The sequence below is a fragment of the Streptomyces sp. TP-A0874 genome (assembly GCF_001748085.1).
Classification (GTDB): Bacteria; Actinomycetota; Actinomycetes; order Streptomycetales; family Streptomycetaceae; genus Streptomyces.
Genome location: NZ_BBZK01000005.1, coordinates 31,468 through 49,005 on the forward strand (window position 1 = coordinate 31,468; position 17,538 = coordinate 49,005).

General features: G+C 73.3%; 17 protein-coding genes. 3 read left to right on the plus strand and 14 right to left on the minus strand.

The annotated features are described in order from the left end of the window. Positions 1 to 4: 4 nt before the first annotated feature. The 7 genes from BGP73_RS07785 to BGP73_RS07815 form a co-directional block, all read right to left on the minus strand. A complete protein-coding gene (locus BGP73_RS07785; protein WP_139134540.1) occupies positions 5 to 370 on the minus strand; it encodes a hypothetical protein in 366 nt (121 codons plus the stop codon). A gap of 124 nt (positions 371 to 494) precedes the next feature. Then, on the minus strand, positions 495 to 2,129 hold the full coding sequence (locus tag BGP73_RS07790; RefSeq protein ID WP_079127326.1) for a hypothetical protein: 1,635 nt from the start codon (positions 2,127 to 2,129) through the stop codon (positions 495 to 497). Positions 2,130 to 2,213: 84 nt separating this feature from the next. Beyond that, the gene (locus BGP73_RS07795) at positions 2,214 to 3,011 is read right to left on the minus strand and encodes a type III pantothenate kinase (protein WP_069813108.1); all 798 of its coding nucleotides are present in this window, start codon (positions 3,009 to 3,011) and stop codon (positions 2,214 to 2,216) included. Positions 3,012 to 3,015: 4 nt separating this feature from the next. Then, positions 3,016 to 4,062: a carboxylating nicotinate-nucleotide diphosphorylase gene (gene nadC, locus BGP73_RS07800; RefSeq protein WP_069813110.1), complete on the minus strand. Its 1,047-nt coding sequence runs from the start codon at positions 4,060 to 4,062 to the stop codon at positions 3,016 to 3,018. Continuing rightward, positions 4,049 to 5,812 carry an L-aspartate oxidase gene (locus BGP73_RS07805; protein ID WP_069813112.1) on the minus strand — a complete coding sequence of 588 codons (1,764 nt, stop codon included), beginning with the start codon at positions 5,810 to 5,812 and terminating at the stop codon, positions 4,049 to 4,051. The genes nadC and BGP73_RS07805 overlap by 14 nt, the downstream gene beginning before the upstream one ends. Further along, positions 5,809 to 6,678 carry a pantoate--beta-alanine ligase gene (gene panC, locus BGP73_RS07810; protein ID WP_069813947.1) on the minus strand — a complete coding sequence of 290 codons (870 nt, stop codon included), beginning with the start codon at positions 6,676 to 6,678 and terminating at the stop codon, positions 5,809 to 5,811. The genes BGP73_RS07805 and panC overlap by 4 nt, the downstream gene beginning before the upstream one ends. After that, on the minus strand, positions 6,678 to 7,589 hold the full coding sequence (locus BGP73_RS07815) for a Rossmann-like and DUF2520 domain-containing protein (protein WP_069813114.1): 912 nt from the start codon (positions 7,587 to 7,589) through the stop codon (positions 6,678 to 6,680). Before BGP73_RS07815 ends, panC begins: the two co-directional genes overlap by 1 nt. Before the next feature lie 157 nt (positions 7,590 to 7,746). Here BGP73_RS07815 and BGP73_RS07820 point away from each other — a divergent pair, with 157 nt between their 5' ends. Beyond that, on the plus strand, positions 7,747 to 8,883 hold the full coding sequence (locus BGP73_RS07820; RefSeq protein ID WP_069813116.1) for a threonine aldolase family protein: 1,137 nt from the start codon (positions 7,747 to 7,749) through the stop codon (positions 8,881 to 8,883). Here BGP73_RS07820 and BGP73_RS07825 read toward each other — a convergent pair whose 3' ends face one another. The 3 genes from BGP73_RS07825 to BGP73_RS07835 all read right to left on the minus strand — a co-directional run bounded on the left by BGP73_RS07825 (position 8,884) and on the right by BGP73_RS07835 (position 11,649). Next, positions 8,884 to 9,582, minus strand: a complete 699-nt coding sequence (locus BGP73_RS07825) for a response regulator (protein ID WP_069813117.1) — start codon at positions 9,580 to 9,582, stop codon at positions 8,884 to 8,886. It abuts the gene before it with no gap. A gap of 122 nt (positions 9,583 to 9,704) precedes the next feature. Further along, positions 9,705 to 10,283 (minus strand): hemerythrin domain-containing protein, encoded by a 579-nt coding sequence (locus BGP73_RS07830; RefSeq protein WP_069813120.1) that lies wholly within the window; start codon positions 10,281 to 10,283, stop codon positions 9,705 to 9,707. A 193-nt stretch (positions 10,284 to 10,476) separates the two neighbouring features. After that, positions 10,477 to 11,649: a sensor histidine kinase gene (locus BGP73_RS07835; RefSeq protein ID WP_069813122.1), complete on the minus strand. Its 1,173-nt coding sequence runs from the start codon at positions 11,647 to 11,649 to the stop codon at positions 10,477 to 10,479. 98 nt (positions 11,650 to 11,747) lie between these two features. Between BGP73_RS07835 and BGP73_RS07840 the strand changes: the two genes are divergently transcribed. Further along, positions 11,748 to 12,716, plus strand: coding sequence for an SAM-dependent methyltransferase (locus tag BGP73_RS07840; protein ID WP_069813948.1), 969 nt, complete (start codon positions 11,748 to 11,750; stop codon positions 12,714 to 12,716). Positions 12,717 to 12,779: 63 nt separating this feature from the next. Next, positions 12,780 to 13,922 (plus strand): NADH-quinone oxidoreductase subunit D, encoded by a 1,143-nt coding sequence (locus tag BGP73_RS07845; RefSeq protein ID WP_069813124.1) that lies wholly within the window; start codon positions 12,780 to 12,782, stop codon positions 13,920 to 13,922. A gap of 24 nt (positions 13,923 to 13,946) precedes the next feature. Here the strand turns inward: BGP73_RS07845 and BGP73_RS07850 are convergent, their stop codons facing one another. The 4 genes from BGP73_RS07850 to BGP73_RS07865 form a co-directional block, all read right to left on the minus strand. Further along, positions 13,947 to 14,960: a hypothetical protein gene (locus tag BGP73_RS07850; protein WP_079127328.1), complete on the minus strand. Its 1,014-nt coding sequence runs from the start codon at positions 14,958 to 14,960 to the stop codon at positions 13,947 to 13,949. A 63-nt stretch (positions 14,961 to 15,023) separates the two neighbouring features. Next, entirely contained in the window at positions 15,024 to 15,980 is a 957-nt protein-coding gene (locus BGP73_RS07855; protein ID WP_069813128.1) for an ABC transporter substrate-binding protein, read from the minus strand. Between the two features lie 28 nt (positions 15,981 to 16,008). Beyond that, positions 16,009 to 16,731: an ABC transporter permease gene (locus BGP73_RS07860; protein ID WP_069813131.1), complete on the minus strand. Its 723-nt coding sequence runs from the start codon at positions 16,729 to 16,731 to the stop codon at positions 16,009 to 16,011. Between the two features lie 33 nt (positions 16,732 to 16,764). Continuing rightward, complete coding sequence (locus tag BGP73_RS07865) at positions 16,765 to 17,472, minus strand: ABC transporter permease (RefSeq protein ID WP_069813133.1); 708 nt, start codon at positions 17,470 to 17,472, stop codon at positions 16,765 to 16,767. Positions 17,473 to 17,538: the final 66 nt, after the last annotated feature.

A 17,538-nucleotide genomic window follows, 5' to 3' on the forward strand; every position in this document is an offset into this window, starting at 1 on the left:
CGCGTCAGGAGAGGAGCGCGCCGCGGGGTGGCCGCTTGGGCTGCCGCCGCGGCGGGAACACCTCGGCGGGGGTGGGCACCGGACGGGTCGGCCGGTCGCTCGGCGGCTGGGCTCCCGGCTTCGGCTCCGGCCGCTGCGCGGGCTCCGGGGCCGGTTTGGGCTGCTGCTCCGGCCGCGGTTTGTCCGGCTCCCCCTCCGCAGCCAGACGGGGGGCCGGCCGGAGCGGCTCCTGGGCGTCTTCGACCCGCTGAGGGCCGAGCGGACCCGGGGAGGAGGCGGTCGGCAGGACGGCGGCGAGGGCATGGCGCGGCACGCGTGACTCGCCGGCGGCGAACGCCACGGCGCCGTGGGAACCGTATCGCGAAGACATGAGCCGACTTTAAGTGCTAAGCAGAAAAAACACCCACAACTGTCGATACCTGGCGTGCCGATCGAGCAGGGCGGCGATGTGCGGAGCTCGGGGGTGGTCGCGCGGCGCCCACCTCCGGTAGCGGTCAGTGGTCCTCGGGTTGCTCCGCCCTCCGCCGGCGGCCGACCAGCACCGCCGCACCACCGGCGAGCAGCACCGCGGCGGCGGTGGCCGCCACGGGCAGCACCCCGCGGGCCCCGGTGCTCGCCATCAGACCACCGGCCCCGGAGCTCTCCGGCCCACTGCCCGGTCCGCTACCGGTGCCACCGGTAGCGGAGCCCGCCGAGCCGCCGCCAGAGGCGCCCGGACCGGAGCCGCCGTCCCCGGAGCCGGCACCGGTGATCCGGACCGGGATCACAGCCGAGTCGTTCTCCCGGTCGGTGTCGCGCGCGGGGTAGTCGTCCCGGTCCAGCACCTCGATCCGGCCCTGGGCGCCCTCGACCTTCTCGTCGATGCGCACGTTGAAGCGCAGGGTCTCCTCCGCGCCCGCCTCGAACCGCTCGTCGATCCGGCAGACGTACTTCTCGGCGCCCTTCTTCGCCGGGGAGCAGGCCCAGTCGTCGTCCTCGCCCGGGAACGGGATGGAGGTGACCGTGGTCCCTTCCGGCGGCGTCACCTCGTACGTCCCGGCACCGTGCCCGGATCGCCCGGACAGGTCCATCGATCCCGGACCGGCGTTCCGGGCGCCCAGGACGAGCGGCACGGTCTCCCCCACCCCGCCCCGGAGGGTGTCGGTGACCGCCTGGTAGTCGGCGTGCTGGCTGGTGGTGAGGTCCAGGTGGCCGCCGAACTCCTCGAAACCGGTGTCCCGAACCGGCCGGAGCGTGAGGGGGGCTCCGGCACCGGTCTCGCCGTAGTCCTCCGGCCGCTCGTACTCCCAGGGGTCACCGCTGCCCAGCGCCCAACCGCTGTAGCGCACCTCCCCGTACATCAGCGCCTCCGAGACCCCGAAGCTCAGGGGCGCGCTCACCTCGTACGCCTCGCCCGGCGCGACGGGGGTGTCGAAGGTGCAGTAGGCGACGGTGTCCGACCACGCCTGGTAGTGGCAGTTGCTGTGCTCCCGGGCGACCCTGACCCCCTCGGCGCCGTACAGCTTGATGCCGATGCCGCGGTCGGCGGGGAGGTGTCCGTGGTTGGCCACCGCCGGGGTCAACTCGATGGTGGACCCGGGGCGGACGTCGGTACGCGCCGGGTGCCGCCGCTCGGCCAGCTTCGGCCCGCCGACCAGCGCCTCGGTCTCCGCGTGCGCAGTGGGCAGGTTGGCCGAGGTGGCGGTGTAGCGGATGGTGCCGCCGGCGCCCGGTGTGGCGCCGGCGGCCCCGCGGACGTAGAACGGCTGCACGCTCGTCCTGCCGTCGATCGAGCTGTACTCGCAGGTGAAGACCGCCCCGCGCCGATCGCAGAAGTCGCCGGCGACTTTCACCTCCGCCTTGTCCGCCAGGTCGGAGGTGTCGATGGTCAGCACCACGTCCTCGGCCAGCGGATCGGTGCCCTCGGGCGCCCCCGCCAGGTTGAGTCGGAGCAGGAAGAGGGCGCCGTCGTCCGGCCCCTCCCCGGACTCGTACATGTAGTACCTGCCCGGTGCCTCGATGAGCAGCCTGGTCCCGTCCGCCGGCTCCGCACCGGCCGGCCCCGCCCCCATCAGGACCGGGCCCGCCAGCGCGGCGACGGCCAGCGCCGCCCGTACCGCGCCGCCGCGTCGCGCCTTGCTCGTCCGCATCGCTCCTCCTCGCCGAAGTCCGTCACTGACGTGACGGACGGAGCGGACGGAGGGTTGCCTTCCGGGGGGCGGGGCGGGCGTCGGTCAGCCGCGCGGGACGTTCCGCTCGTAGACCAGCCGCAGCCCGATCAGCGTCAGCCAGGGCTCGTGCTCGTCGATGACCGACGCCTCGCCGAGCACCATCGGCGCCAGACCGCCGGTGGCGATCACGGTGACGTCGTCCGGGTCCTCGGCGAGTTCGGTCGCCATCCGGTTGACGACCCCGTCGACCTGGCCCGCGAAGCCGTACAGGATGCCGGACTGCATCGCCTCGACGGTGTTCTTCCCGATGACCCCGCGCGGCCGGGCCAGTTCGATCTTGCGTAGCTGGGCACCACGCATCCCCAGCGCGTCCACCGAGATCTCGATGCCGGGCGCGATCACACCACCGACGTACTCCCCGCGCTCGGAGACGGCGTCGAAGGTGGTGGCGGTGCCGAAGTCCACCACGATGCACGGGCCGCCGTAGAGTTCGACGGAGGCCAGCGCGTTGATGATCCGGTCCGCCCCGACCTCCTTGGGGTGGTCCATCAGGATCGGCACCCCGGTCTTCACCCCGGGCTCGACCAGGACCGCCGGGATGTCCCCGAAGTACCGGCGGGTGACCTCGCGCAGCTCCTGGAGTACGGCGGGGACGGTGGAGCAGATCGAGATCCCGTCGATGCCGTCGCCGAGTTCCTCGCCGAGCAGCGGGTGCATCCCCATCAGCCCCTGGAGGAGCACCGCCAGTTCGTCGGCGGTGCGGCGCGGGTCGGTGGAGATCCGCCAGTGCTCGACGATCTCCTCGCCGTCGAACATCCCCAGTACGGTCTGGGTGTTGCCGACGTCGATGGTGAGCAGCATCGGTTCAGCTCCCTTCCGGCTCTTCGCGCAGGTCGAGACCGATGTCGAGGATCGGGGAGGAGTGCGTGAGCGCCCCGACCGCGAGATAGTCCACGCCTGTCCGGGCGTACGTCCCGGCGTTCTCCAGCGTCAGCCGTCCCGAGGACTCCAGCCGGGCCCGGCCGGCGACCAGGGCCACCGCCTCCGCGGTCTGCTCGGGGCTGAAGTTGTCCAGCAGGATGAGGTCCGCGCCTTCGGCGAGCACCGGCTCCAACTGGTCGAGCCGGTCCACCTCCACCTCGATCGGCACGCCGGGGAACTCGGCCCGCACCGCCTTGAACGCCTCGGCGACACCGCCCGCGGCGACCACGTGGTTGTCCTTGATCAGGGCCGCGTCCGACAGCGACATGCGGTGGTTCGCACCGCCGCCGCAGCGGACCGCGAACTTCTCCAGGGCGCGCAGCCCCGGGGTGGTCTTCCGGGTGTCGCGGACCATCGCGCCGGTGCCTTCGAGCGCGTCCGCCCAGGCGCGGGTGGCGGTGGCGACCCCGGAGAGCCGGCAGAGCAGGTTGAGCGCGCTGCGCTCTCCGGTGAGGAGGTCCCGGGTGCGGGTGCGGACCGACAGCAGCCGCTGTCCCGGCTCGACCCGGTCGCCGTCCCGGACGTGCCGCTCCACCTCGAACTCGTCGGTGCAGACCACCGAGAGGACCGCCTCGGCGATCCGCAGCCCGGCGACGGTGCCGGCCTCGCGGGCGGTGAAGTCACCGGTGGCGACGGCGTCCTCGGGGATGGTGGCGACGGTCGTCACGTCGACGCCCTGGTCGAGGTCCTCCTCGATCGCCAGATGGGCGATGTCCTCCACCTGGACCGGGTCGAGGCCGTCGGCGACCAGCAGCGCGACCAGGTCCGGGTCGAGGCCGCACTCCAGGGGGTCGAGGTCGTACTCCTCGCCCTGGCCGCAGCCGCAGGCGGCGCCGCAGCCCCCGCCTTCCGAAGGCCCGCCCTGCGCGGCGGGGCCTCCGATCTGGAGCAGCGGAAGGTCCACAGGCTGTGGACGGTCAGGCGTGTTCACGAGTTTCCTCTCGGGCGTCTGCGGATGGGTGCGGTGGTCGGGTCGGCGGCAGGTCCGCCGTCGCGCTGGGGTCGAGCGCTATCTCGCCCTCCGGGGTCAGCCGGGCCACCAGGTGTCGGCTCCACCGCGCGTCGTCCGGTCGGGGCCGGTCCTCGCGCCAGTGGCAGCCGCGGGTCTCCTCACGCGCTCGGGCGGCCGCGACCAGGACCCGGGAGACCAGCAGGAGGTTGGTGGTCTCCCAGCTCTCCACGCAGGGATCGGCCGTCCTGCCGTCCCGCAGCAGCCGGTCGGTGGCGGCCGCCGCGAGTCCCGTCAGCTCGGCCGCGGCGGCGGCGAGGCTGTCGGCGCTCCGAAGCACGCCCGCCCCCGAGGTCATGGTCCGCTGGATGGCGGTCCGGGCCTCCGGGGCGAGCAGCGCGCCGCCGGGGCCGGCGGCTGCGGCCGGTGCCTGCGCGGGGGCCGGTGCCTGCGCGGGGGCCGGTGCCTGTTCCGGTGTGCGGGAGACGATCTCGGCGGCGATGCGCTCGGCGAAGACCAACCCCTCCAGCAGCGAGTTCGAGGCCAGCCGGTTGGCGCCGTGCACCCCGGTGCAGGCCACCTCCCCGCAGGCGTAGAGCCCCGGCACCGTGGTGCGGCCGTACAGGTCGGTGCGGACCCCGCCGCTCGCGTAGTGGGCGGCGGGCGCCACCGGGACCGGCTCGGTGACCGGGTCGATGCCGTGCGCCCGGCAGGCCGCCAGGATCGTCGGGAAACGCTGCCGCCACTTCTCCGCGCCGAAGTGCCGGGCGTCGAGGAGCATGTGTTCGGCGTCCCGCTCCCGCATCCGGCGCATGATGCCCTTGGCCACGATGTCCCGCGGGGCGAGCTCGGCCAACTCGTGCCGGCCCACCATGAAGCGCACCCCGGCCGCGTCGACCAGGTGGCCGCCCTCGCCCCGCACCGCCTCGGAGACCAGCGGCTGCTGCCCTTCGGCGTCGCCGCCGAGGAACAGGACGGTGGGGTGGAACTGGACGAACTCCAGGTCGGCCACCTCGGCCCCGGCCCGCAGAGCGAGCGCCACACCGTCGCCGGTGGAGACCGCCGGGTTGGTGGTGGCGGAGTAGACCTGGCCCATACCGCCGGTCGCGAGGACCACCGACCGGGCCCGTACCGCGCCGACGCCGTCCCGCCGTCCCTCCCCCATGACGTGCAGGGTGACCCCGGCCGCCCGGCCCGCGGCGTCCTTGAGCAGATCCAGGACCAGGGCGTTCTCCACGGTCTCGATCCCGGCCCGCCGCACCGCCTCGACCAGTGCCCGGGAGATCTCGGCACCGGTCGCGTCGCCGCCGGCGTGCGCGATCCGGCGGCGGTGGTGGCCGCCCTCCCGGGTCAGCAGCAGCCGGCCGCTGGCCGTGTCCCGGTCGAACCGCGCACCGGTCTCGATCAGCCGGCGCACCGCGTCCGGCCCCTCGCCGACCAGGGTGCGCACCGCCGCGGTGTCGCAGAGCCCGGCACCGGCCACCAGGGTGTCCTCGCAGTGCTGCTCGGGGGTGTCGCCCGCGCCGAGCGCCGCGGCTATCCCGCCCTGCGCCCAACGGGTGGAGCCGTCGTCCAGCCGCGCTTTGGTGACGACGACGGTCCGCAGACCGGCGGTGGCGCAGCGGAGCGCGGCGGTGAGTCCTGCGACGCCGGAGCCGACCACGACCACGTCGGCCTCGACGGACCACCCCGGAGCGGCGGCCGGCAGCGGTATGCCGACGCCGGTGTTCATCGGCCCGCTCCGAAGCTGATCGGCAGGTTGTCGATCAGGCGGGTGGCGCCGACCCTGGCCGCCACCGCCAGTACCGCCTCACCGCTGAAGTCCGGGCCCACCTCGATGAAGTCCCGGGGATCCACCAGCGCCAGGTAGTCCAGCACCAGCGGCGGCTCCAGTTCGGCGGCCCGGTCCAGCTCGGCCCGGGCGGCGCTCCGCACGGCCTCCGGACCGGCACCGCTCGCGGACCGCCCGACCGCCAGCGCGGTGGAGAGCGCGAGCGCGGTCTTCCGGTCCGCGGGCGAGAGGTAGCGGTTCCGGCTCGACAGGGCCAGTCCGTCCTCCTCCCGGACGGTGGGCACCGCGACGATCTCCACGGGGAAGTTCAGGTCCCGCGCCATCCTGCTGATCAGGGCGAGCTGCTGGGCGTCCTTCTGACCGTAGAGGGCCAGGTCCGGGGCGGTGAGGTGGAGGAGTTTGGCGACCACCGTGAGCATCCCGTCGAAGTGGCCCGGGCGGACGGCGCCTTCGAGCCGCTCGCCCAGCGGCCCGGCGGAGATCCGCACCTGCGGTTCGCCGCCCGGGTAGACCTCCTCCACGGAGGGGGCGAACACCGCGTCCGCCCCGCACTCCAGGGCCAGCTCCAGATCGGCCTGGAGGGTGCGCGGGTAGCGGTCGAGGTCCTCGCCGGCCCCGAACTGCAGCGGGTTGACGAAGACGGTGACGACCACCTGCCCCCGCGGGCCCACCTTTTCGCGGGCCGCGCAGACCAACCGGGCGTGCCCCTCGTGCAGGGCGCCCATGGTCATCACCACCGCGCGCCGCCCGGACGGCGCGACCGGCAGGGACCGCAGCTCGGCCCCGGTGCGTATCAGCTGCGGCATCACAGGTCACCCGCCTCGTGGGAGAGAACACCCAGCAGGTCCTCCGCCAGCTCGGGCTTGAGCACGCCGTGGGCGAGCGCCCGGTCGGCGGTGGTCCGGGCCATCGCCAGGTATCCCGCGACCGCCTGCGGGGCGTGCCTCCGCAACTCGCCGACGTGGGCGGCGACGGTGCCCGCGTCGCCGCGCGCCACCGGTCCGGTGAGGGCCGCGTCCCCGGAGCGCAGCGCGTTGTCCAGCGCGGCGCCGAGCAGCGGGCCCAGCATCCGCTCGGGGGCGGCCACGCCCGCGGTGCTGAGCAGTTCCATGGACTGCGCGACCAGGGTGACCAGGTGGTTGGCGCCGATCGCCAGGGCCGCGTGGTAGAGCGGACGGGCGGCCTCCGCGATCCACTCCGGTTCCCCGCCCATCTCGATGACCAGGGCCTCCGCAGCCAGTCGCAGCTCCTCGGGCGCGGTGACGCCGAACGAGCAGCCGGCCAGCCGCTCCACGTCCACCGGGGTGCCGGTGAAGGTCATCGCCGGATGCAGGGCCAGCGGCAGCGCGCCGGCCCGGCGGGCCGGGTCGAGCACCGCCGTGCCGTACCGCCCGGAGGTGTGCACCAGCAGCTGCCCGGGGCGGACCGCGCCGGTCTCGGCGAGCCCTTCCACCAGGGCGGGCAGCGCGTCGTCGGGCACGGTCAGCAGCACCAACTCGGCCCGGGCCAGCACCTCGGCCGGCGGGAGAAGCGGCACGTCCGGGAGGAGGGCGGCGGCCCTGCGCACCGAGGCGTCCGAGACGCCCGAGACGGCGACCGGCCGGTGACCGGCCAGTTGGAGTGAGCGGGCCAGCGCGGGGCCGACCCGGCCCGCGCCGACGACACCGACGCTGAGCCGCGCCGGACGGTGCTCGGGCGGGTTGGAGGGTGGATTCACGAAAAGGCCGGCCTTCCGTTCCAGTCCGCGATGGGGTACCGGACGTCTCCCGCCATGCTACGCGGGCGCCCCACGCCCCGAAGAAAAGGCCCGCCTCCGCGTCCACCACTGTGGAAAACTCCTGCGGCGACCCTACTGCCGGCAGGAGAGCGGCCCCATGGATGAGCAGACGGAAGTGTCCACAGAACGCAGACTCACGGCCTGGCGCGGCTCCCGCCGGATGCTGGGGAGCGCCCCCGGGCTGGAGACGATCGGGCAGCGGCTGGAGCGGTTGGCGAGGCAGGCGCCCGCCAGCTACGACCTGGCCGAGGGCACGGACGTCTACGGCGACGGGGTCGTCGGTGAGTTGGAGCGACGGGTCGCCGAGCTGCTCGGTATGGAGGCCGCCGCGTTCTTCCCCACCGGCACCATGGCCCAGCAGATCGCGCTCCGCTGCTGGGCGGGGCGCACCGGCAACCGGACCGTCGCCCTCCATCCGCTCTCCCACCCCGAGCTGTGGGAGGGCGGCGCGCTCTCGGCGGTGAGCGGTCTGCGGACCGTCCACCCGACCACCGATCCACGACCGCCGAACGCCGATGAGGTGGCCGAGCTGGGCGAGCCGTTCGGCACGCTGATGCTGGAGCTCCCGCTGCGGGAGGCGGGGTTCCTGCTGCCCTCCTGGGACGAGTTGACGGCGGTGGTCGCCGCCGCCCGGGAGCGCGAGGCGGTGGTGCACTTCGACGGGGCCCGGCTCTGGGAGTGCACCAGCCACCTCGGACGGACGCTGCCGGAGATCGCCCAGCTCGCGGACAGCGTCTACGTCTCCTTCTACAAGTCCCTGGACGGCCTCTCCGGTGCCGCGCTGGCCGGGCCGGAGAGCCTGGTCGAGGAGGCCAGGGCGTGGCGCCACCGGTACGGGGGGAAGGTCTTCCAGCAGTGGCCGGCCGCCCTGGCGGCGCTGGTGGGCCTCGACCGGCAGCTGCCGCGGCTCGGCGAGTACGTGGCACACGCCCGGGTGGTGGCCGCCGCGCTGGAGAGGGCGTTCGCCGCTGCCGGGTCCGTTCCGTGGTTCCGGGTGCACCCGGGGCAGCCGCACACCCACCAGTTCCAGGTCTGGCTCCCGTTCGGGGCGGGACGGCTCACCTGGGCCGGGGTGGTGCTGGCTGAGGAGACCGGCGACACGCTGTTCCGCAGGTGGCGGGAGCCGGGCGTGCCCGGGGTGTCCATGACGGAGGTGACCGTCGGCGAACCCGGCCTGGCCTGGACACCGCAGGATGTCGAACAGGCGGTGCGCGGACTGCTCGCCCGGCTCTGATCAGGAGCCCGCCCGCACCAGCCCGGTCTCGTAGGCGAGCACCACCGCCTGTACCCGGTCGCGTAGTTCGAGCTTCCCCAGTATCCGGCCCACATGCGTCTTGACGGTGGCTTCGGAGAGCACCAGCCGAGCGGCGATCTCGCTGTTCGACAGCCCCCGGGCGACCAGCGTCATCACCTCTCGCTCCCGGTCGGTCAACCGGCCGAGCCTGCCCTTCCGCTCCTCCTCCTCGCCGCTGTTCGGCAGCATCGGGGTGAAGCGGTCCAGCAGCCGCCGGGTGGTGCTCGGCGCGACCACCGCGTCACCGCTGTGCACCGCGCGGATGGCCGACAGCAGCTCCTCCGGCGGCACGTCCTTGAGCAGGAATCCGGAGGCGCCGGCCCGGAGCGCCGAGAACGCGTACTCGTCCAGGTCGAAGGTGGTCAGGATGAGCACCCGGGGGGCGTCCTCCCGACCGCATATCCGGCGGGTCGCCTCCACCCCGTCCAGCCTGGGCATCCGGACGTCCATCAGCACGACGTCCACCTGCGTCGAACGCAGCGTCTCCAGCGCCTGTGCGCCGTCCCCCGCCTCGGCGACCACCTCCATGTCCGGCTGCGCCTGCAGCACCATCCGGAACCCGGTGCGCAGCAGCACCTGGTCGTCGACGAGCATGACTCTGGTCGGTGTTCCCGAGGGGCCGGGCAGGACGTCCGTCATACGGCCAGCCTAAGGGGCGGTCCCGTCGGGCGGCCCGCTTCCGGAGGGCCTGGACACACCGGTGCCAGACCCTCCCGCGGGCGGCCCTCCGCTCCGAAGCGCCGGGGGACGAGGCGCTCTGCTCAGCCCTTCCGGCCGACGGCGTCCCGCACCTTGTCCACGATCCCGGCGAACGGGCCCACGCTCCACTGCTTCGCCGGCGACCCGGCCGCCCCGGGGTGCGGGTGCGTCGGCGCCAGCTTCTCCGCCCGGAGCAGCCGGGCGCCCATCTTCTGGCGTTCCTCCTCCGAACGCTCGGCGAGCACGGAGGGGAACTCCTTCGTCTCCTCCTTCTCGGCGTGCTCCAGCACCGAGGACTCGAAGGAGGCGAACTTCTCGTCGAAGTCCGCGGTCGACGTGTCCATCTTCTCCAGACCGACCAGCACGTGGTTGGCCTCGTCTTCCTCGTGGTTGCGCGCGTCGGCCACCTCGGTGCCGGCCGTCTTCTTCGACACCGGACGGAGCACCATCTCCTCGCCCGTCTCGTGCACCGCCAGCAGGGCCCGGAGTTCGTCGAAGGCGTGCTTCTTGTGCTCGCCGGAGGTCGTCTTCACCTCCTGCATCAGCTCTCGGATACGAGCGTGCTGCTTCAGCAGCACCCCGATCACGTCGCCGTCCGGCAGCTCGGCCGCCCGAGCCCGTTCCTTGGTGCTCTCTCCCATGGGAAGTCCCTCCTCGAAGCGGCCTCGCGACGGACCCGCCGATTTCGGCCCCGTATGAGTGCTCCCGGACCGGCGTTCCAAACTTCCGACGCGGCGGCAGGCGGACCGCGGCCCCACGGTCGGAGCGCGCCACACCGGGGGCCATCGCTCCGCGGCCCGGGACGAGCGCGCGCCTCGGAGCCCGGCCCGACCGTCACCCGGTGGCGGCGAGCGGCAGCACCGCGCTGATCCGGAAGCCGCCCCCGGCCCGGGGGCCGGCGTCCAGGCTGCCGCCGACCATGCCCACCCGCTCGCGCATACCGATCAGCCCGTGGCCCAGACCGTCCGCGCCGCTGTCGGCGTACAGCTCCCGTTGCGCGCCCAGCCCGTCGTCCTCCACCAGCAGGTTGAGCTCCTGGTCGCCATAGGTCAGCCGGACGGTGGCCGCCACCCGCGGCCCACCGTGCTTGCGGGTGTTGGTGAGTGCCTCCTGCACTATCCGGTAGGCGGTGAGCTCCACCCCGCTGGGCAGCGGGCGCGGCCGGCCCCGCACCTCGTACTCCACCGGCAGACCGGTGTCCCGCACCTGCTCTATGAGGTCCGCCAACTGCTCCACGTCGGGCTGCGGCACGTAGTCGCCACCCTCCCCGGCGCGCAGCACCCCGAGCAGCCGGCGCATCTCGGCGAGCGCCTGCCGACCGGTGCAGGAGATGGTCTCCAGCGCCTGCTTGGCCTGGTCCGGGGCGGCGTCGAGGACGTACGCGGCCCCGTCGGCCTGCACCACCATCACCGAGACGTTGTGTGCCACGACGTCGTGCAGCTCCCGGGCGATCCGCGCCCGTTCGGCGGCCACCGCGATCTTCGACTGGGTCTCCCGCTCCTTCTCCAGGTGCGCGGCGCGCTCCTCCAGCTGCGCGTAGTAGGCCCGCCGGGTGCGCAGCGAGTCACCCAGCACCCAGGCGAGGGCGAACGGCACGGTCATGAAGCAGGCGGCGACGACGGTCGTCCACCCGGTCTGGTACTCGCTGGGCCAGCGGAAGGCGGCAATGGTCGGCGCCACCAGGCCACCGGCCAGCCCGAGGCGGGAGGCCCAGCGCGCCCCGTTGGCGGCGGCCGTGTAGATGAGCACCAGCATGGCGAAGTCGGCGACGCCGGTCTCCACCCCGAACACCACCTGCGCCACCCCGGCGGCCCCGACCAGCAGCAGCATCTTCTCCGGGGCGCGGCGGCGGAGCGCCACGGTCAGGCAGAGCACTCCGACGACGAGACCGCCGATGAGGCCGTTCTCGTGGACTTGTGCGAGCACCGAGAGCCCGAACAGGACGACAGCCCAGAAGCTGTCCACCCCGGTCGGGTGACGGCGGAGGAAGGCGTAGAGGCGCTGCACGTCACCCAGCGTAAACACGGAGGGCCGCCGCCGGACTCAACCAGAGGACCGATCCCTGCACCCCGCGACTACTCCGCAAGGTGGATACCGTGGGGGCCGTGTTGAGCGACACCGGCGGATGGCGGGGGTGGCGGGAGGCCACCGAGCGAGCGCTCTACCAGCCGGGGGGCTTCTACCTCCGGGAGCGGCCCGCCGACCACTTCCGCACCTCCGTCCACGCCTCCCCGCTCTTCGCCGGCGCGGTGGCCGAGCTCCTCGGCCGGGTCGACCGGTCCCTGGGCAGCCCCGCCACCCTCACGATGGTCGACCTCGGCGCGGGGCGGGGGGAACTGCTGACCGGTGTGCTGGCCCGGCTCGCCCCGGAGCCGCTGGCCCGGCTGCGGGCCTGTGCCGTGGAGGTCGGTCCCCGGCCGGAGGGGCTCGACCCTCGGATCGAGTGGCTCACCGAACCGCCCGCGGGCGTCCACGGCCTGCTCTTCGCCAACGAGTGGCTGGACAACGTACCGGTGGACGTCGTCGAGGTGGCCGCCGACGGCGAGCCCCGACTGGTGCTGGTGGCGCCCGACGGCCGGGAGCGGCCGGGGCCCCGCCCCGCCCGTCCGGACGCCGACTGGCTCGACCGATGGTGGCCGCTGTCGGAGCCGGGGCGGCGGGCGGAGATCGGCAGGCCCCGGGACGAAGCATGGGAGCGGGCCGTGGGCTGCCTCGACCGGGGGCTGGCGGTGGCCGTCGACTACGGACACCGGCGCTCCACCCGCCCGCCGTTCGGTTCACTGACCGGCTTCCGCGCCGGCCGGGAGGTGCCCCCGGTCCCGGACGGCTCCTGCGACATCACGGCGCATGTGGCGTTGGACTCCTGTGGCGGCACCCTGCTCTCCCAACGCGAGGCCCTGCACCGGCTGGGCGTCGGCGGCGCCCGCCCGCCTCTCTCGCTGGCCCGGAGCGAACCGGCCGCCTACCTCCGGGCGCTGAACTCGGCGAGCGAGGCGGCCGAGCTCACCGAGCCCGCCGGCCTCGGCGGTTTCGGTTGGCTGCTCCACCCGGTCGGCCTCCCCTGCCCGCTCTGACCGCCCGGGCGACCGCCCAGCACCGCGCGGCCCGCGCGCCCCGACCACTGCGAGACTGTCCCCATGACGGAGACGACGGTCGGCATCGGCGGCGCGGCGGAGAGCACCGACATGGTGCTCAACATCGGCCCGCAGCACCCCTCCACGCACGGGGTGCTCAGGCTGCGAATCACCCTGGACGGCGAGCGGATCACCTCGGCCGAACCGATCGTCGGCTACATGCACCGCGGCGCCGAGAAGCTCTTCGAGGTCCGGGACTACCGGCAGATCCTGGTGCTCGCCAACCGCCACGACTGGCTGTCCGCCTTCTCCAACGAGTTGGGCGTGGTGCTGGCGGTGGAGCGGATGCTCGGTATGGAGGTGCCGCCGCGGGCGGTGTGGACCCGCACCCTGCTGGCCGAGTTGAACCGGGCCCTGAACCATCTGATGTTCCTCGGCTCCTATCCGCTGGAGCTGGGGGCCATCACCCCGGTCTTCCACGCCTTCCGGGAGCGTGAGGAGCTCCAGGCGGTGCTGGAGGAGGTCTCGGGGGGCCGGATGCACTACATGTTCAACCGGGTCGGCGGGCTCAAGGACGACCTGCCGGCGGGCTGGCTGGGGAGGGTCCGCTCCGCGGTGGCCGAGGTCCGTTCCCGGATGGACGTCTACGACCGGCTGGTGATCGGCAACGAGATCTTCCGCGGCCGGACGCGCGGGGTGGGCGTCCTGTCCCCCGAGGCGGTGCACGCCTACGGCGTGAGCGGCCCGATCGCCCGGGCCTCGGGGGTCGACTTCGATCTGCGCCGGGACGAGCCGTACCTGGCGTACGGGGAGCTCCAGGACGTGCTGGAGGTCGTCACCCGGGAGGAGGGGGACTGCCTGGCCCGCTTCGAGTGCCTCCTGGGGCAGACCTGGAACGCCCTGGAGCTGGCGGACGCCTGTCTGGACCGGCTGGCGGAGCTGCCGCCGGGGCCGATCAACCAGCGGCTGCCCAAGGTCCTCAAGGCCCCGGAGGGCCACACCTACGCCTGGACCGAGAACCCGCTCGGGCTCAACGGCTACTACCTGGTCTCCAAGGGGGAGAAGACGCCGTACCGGCTGAAGCTCCGCTCCGCGTCCTTCAACAACGTCCAGGTGCTGGCCCAGTTGCTGCCGGGCACTCTGGTGGCGGACATGGTGTCGATCCTGGGGTCGCTGTTCTTCGTGGTCGGCGACATCGACAAGTGACCCAGCGGCCCGGTGCCGGACGGCTCAGGAGAGGTTGCTGCGGTCCTGCCGCCGCGGTTCCAGCTCCTCGGCCTCGTCGTGCGCGGCCAGGTCGATGACCTGGCCGACGATCCGCTCCCCCCGGGCCCGCCGCGCGGCCTCGTGCTCGGCGAGGGCCTCGGCTCCGACCACGTCCGCCAGATCCTCCGGCGCGGAGGCCAGTTCCGGACGCCGCGGCGTACCCTCCACCGCCCGGTCGTCCTCGGCCCGGGACTGGTCGGGCAGGTCGGCGCCGCTCTGAGTGCCGAAGTAGTCGAAGCCGGCCGGCTGCGGTGCCTGTCCGGGGTGCTGGTACGGCAGGACCGCGCCCGGGGCCGTCGGGAGGCCCTGTGCGGGAAGCGGTGCGGCCCCTTCCTGCCGGGCCGGGGCTTGGCGGGCCAGCTCCTGCCGGCCGGACTCCTCGATACTGCGCTGGGCCCGCTGCCGCGCGCCGTTCCGGGCCAGCGCGCGGAGCGCCTCGGCGGCCCGCAGATATGCCACCGGGGTGGGAGCGCCGTTCGCAGCCCGGTCGTCAACGGACGAGGTCAGCGCCTTGGTGGGCGCCGCCGCGTCCAGGGCGAGCAGCCGGCGGCCCTCGAGCGCCGTGGCCCGCTCGGTCTCCGCGTTCGCGTAGCGGCGCAGCAGCGCTGCGTGCTCGTTGCGCAGCCGGCCGAGTTCACCGCGCTTGGCGCGGAGCTTGCCGTCGAGGGCGGCGCTCAGCGCTCGGGACTCCTCCACCTCCGCTTCGAGTTCCGCCAGACGCTCCTCGGTGCGCCATTCATCCCGTTTGCGCGCCTTCTCCAGTTTGGAGACCTGTCGCGCCGCCGCGCGTTCCCGCAGCCGCAGGACGACGGCGCCGCCGATGGTGACCGCCGCGGCGGCGGTCACCCACAGACGGGCCGTCAGCGGATCGTCGGTCAACCACACCCCCGCGGTACAGGCGGCCGACGCACCGATGACCGTGATCGCGGGAAGGAGCCTGTGCAGAGGTTCGGAAAAGCGGTGGCGTCCACGAGGCATGGCCAGAAATCTACCGTGACTCCGCGGCCCGTGGGGCGCTGCCGGCGATCCGTTCCCTGGCGGTTACTTCTTCAGCAGCCCCTTGCTCCGCAGATACTCCTCGACCACATCCGCCGGTTTCTGGCGCTCCGCGTCGACCTTGCGGTTCAGCTCGACGAGATCTTCCGTGCTGAGGGTCTGGGTGACCTTATCGAGGGCGGTGGCGATGGAGTCGCTGCCGGCGTCCGCCGCGTTCACCACGGGCAGCAGGTTGTCGGCGTTCTGGAGTTTCTTGTCGTCCTCCAGCAGCACCAGCCCGAAGTCATCCAGGGTGGCGTCGGTCGTCGTGGTGAGCACCAGTTGGTCGGTGCCGTCCTTGACAGCCTGCTTGGCCGTGGTGGTGCCGACACCCTTCATGTCGACCTCGGTGACGTCGATGCCGTAGGTCTTCTCCAGCCCCGGTCTGCAGTACGGGCGGATGTCGCATTCGTCGCCGGCCGCCAGCCGGATCTTCTGATTCGACTTCCCGAGATCCGTGAGCGTCTTGAGGTGGTGTTTCCGGGCGAATTCCTCGGTCACCGCGAAGGCGTTCTGATCGACGGCGCTACCGGCCGCGAGAACCTTCAGTCCGCGCGGTTCGGCCAGCTTCCGCAAGGCCTTGACGGTCTGTTCCACATCGCTGGAGGCGACCGGCTCCGCCTTCGGCCCGTTCTCCTTGCCGTTGAGGAATTCCGCGAGCGTCGCCGCGTATTCCGGGACGATGTCGATCTCGCCTTTCTCCAGGGCCGGCTCGTAGAGTTCGCGGTTCTTCAGCGTCTTGACCGAGGTGTCGTATCCGGCGTCCCGCAGCACCTGCGAGTAGAGCTCCGCCATGAGCTTCGACTCGGTGAACCCGGCGGAACCGATCACCAGCGAGGCCTTGGTGTCACCGGCGGATCCGCCGCCCTTCTCCTCCAGGCTGTCGCCGCCGCATCCGGCCAGCGAGGCCGCCGCGATCGAGGCGGCGACCGCCACGGCCGCCGTACGTGTCCTGCTCTTCACGACTCTTCTCCATCCAGTTCCAGGGGCGTCACACCCGGCCGGCCTCGGCCGGGGCACCGCTGCCCCGGGCTCCGGAAGCCGCCGGAGGGCGCCGCCGCATCGGGTCGCACACCCGCTCCACCAGCGCCAGCAGCGCTTCCACGAGCAGGGCCAGGGCGGCGACCAGCAGGGCACCGGCCACCACCTGCGGGGTGTCGTACGTGTTGAAGCCGCCGGTGATGATCCGGCCCAGGCCGCCGCCGCCGGGCAGCGCGGCGAGCGTGGCGGTGGCCACCACCTGCACCCCCGCCGACCGGACGCCCGTCATGATCAGCGCGAAGGCCAGCGGCAGTTCGGCCCGGAACAGCAGCTGCGGTCCCGACATGCCCATACCGCGGGCCGCTTCGACCACGTCCTGGTCGGCCTCCCGCACCCCCACGTACGCGTTGGTCAGCAACGGCGGTACCGCGAACAGCACCAGGGCGATGATCGTCGGCAGATCGCCGTGTCCGGCCAGCGGGGTGAGGGTCAGCAGCACCAGGACGGCGAAGGTCGGCACCGCCCGGCCCGCGTTGGAGAGATTGACCGCCAGCGCCCCGCCCCGGCCGATATGGCCGAGGTAGGCGGCGGTCGGCAGCGCGATGGCGCAGGCCAGCGCGAGACTCACGGCCGTGAGGTAGAGGTGCTCGCCGAGGCGGTGCGCCACCCCGTTCTCACCGGCCCAGTTGGCCCCGGTGGCCAGCCAGCCACAGGCCTCCGCGATTACCCCCACCGGTCACCTCTCCGGCCTCTCGGGACCATCTGATCAGACCGCTTTCACCGAGCGCGAGGAGTCCGCGCGCCGGCCGCGGCCGGCGCGGGCCCAGGGCGTCAGCAGCCGCTCCACCGCGATCAGCAGGACGTCGGCCACCACCGCCAGCAGCACGCAGAGCAGTGAGGCGGTCAGCACCTGAGCCTTGAAGAAGCTCTCCATACCCTCGTAGATCAGGTTGCCCAAGCCGCCGTAGCCCACGATGGCGCCGACCGTGGTCAGCGAGATGGCCGAGACGGTGGCGATCCGCAGGCCGGCCAGGAGCGCGGGCAGCGCCAGCGGCAACTCCACCTCGAACAGCAACCGGCCGGGACCGTACCCCATCCCGCGCGCCGCCTCCCTGGCCTCCTCGGGGACGGCTTGCAGCCCCGCCAGGATGTTGCGCACCAGCACGGTCAGCGAGTAGAGCACCAGCCCGGTGACCACCACCGAGGCCGACACCCCGAACACCGGCATCAGCAGGGCGAACATGGCGAGCGAGGGCACGGTGTAGAGCACCGTGGTGAGTCCGAGGACCGGGCCGGCGAGCCTCCGGCGCCTGGCGAGCAACGCCAGCGGGAAGGCCACCAGCAGCCCGATGGCCACCGCGGTCAGCGCGATCCCCACATGCTGCCGGGTGGCGTCGACCAACTCCGGAGCACGGGTTCGGACGTACTCCCCGCAGATCCATTCGTTGGCCCGCAGGCAACTCCCAGCGCTCACGCGCGCACACCTCCCTCGGGGTCGCTGAGCCGCCTGGCGACCCTATCTTCCGGGTACGACAATCTG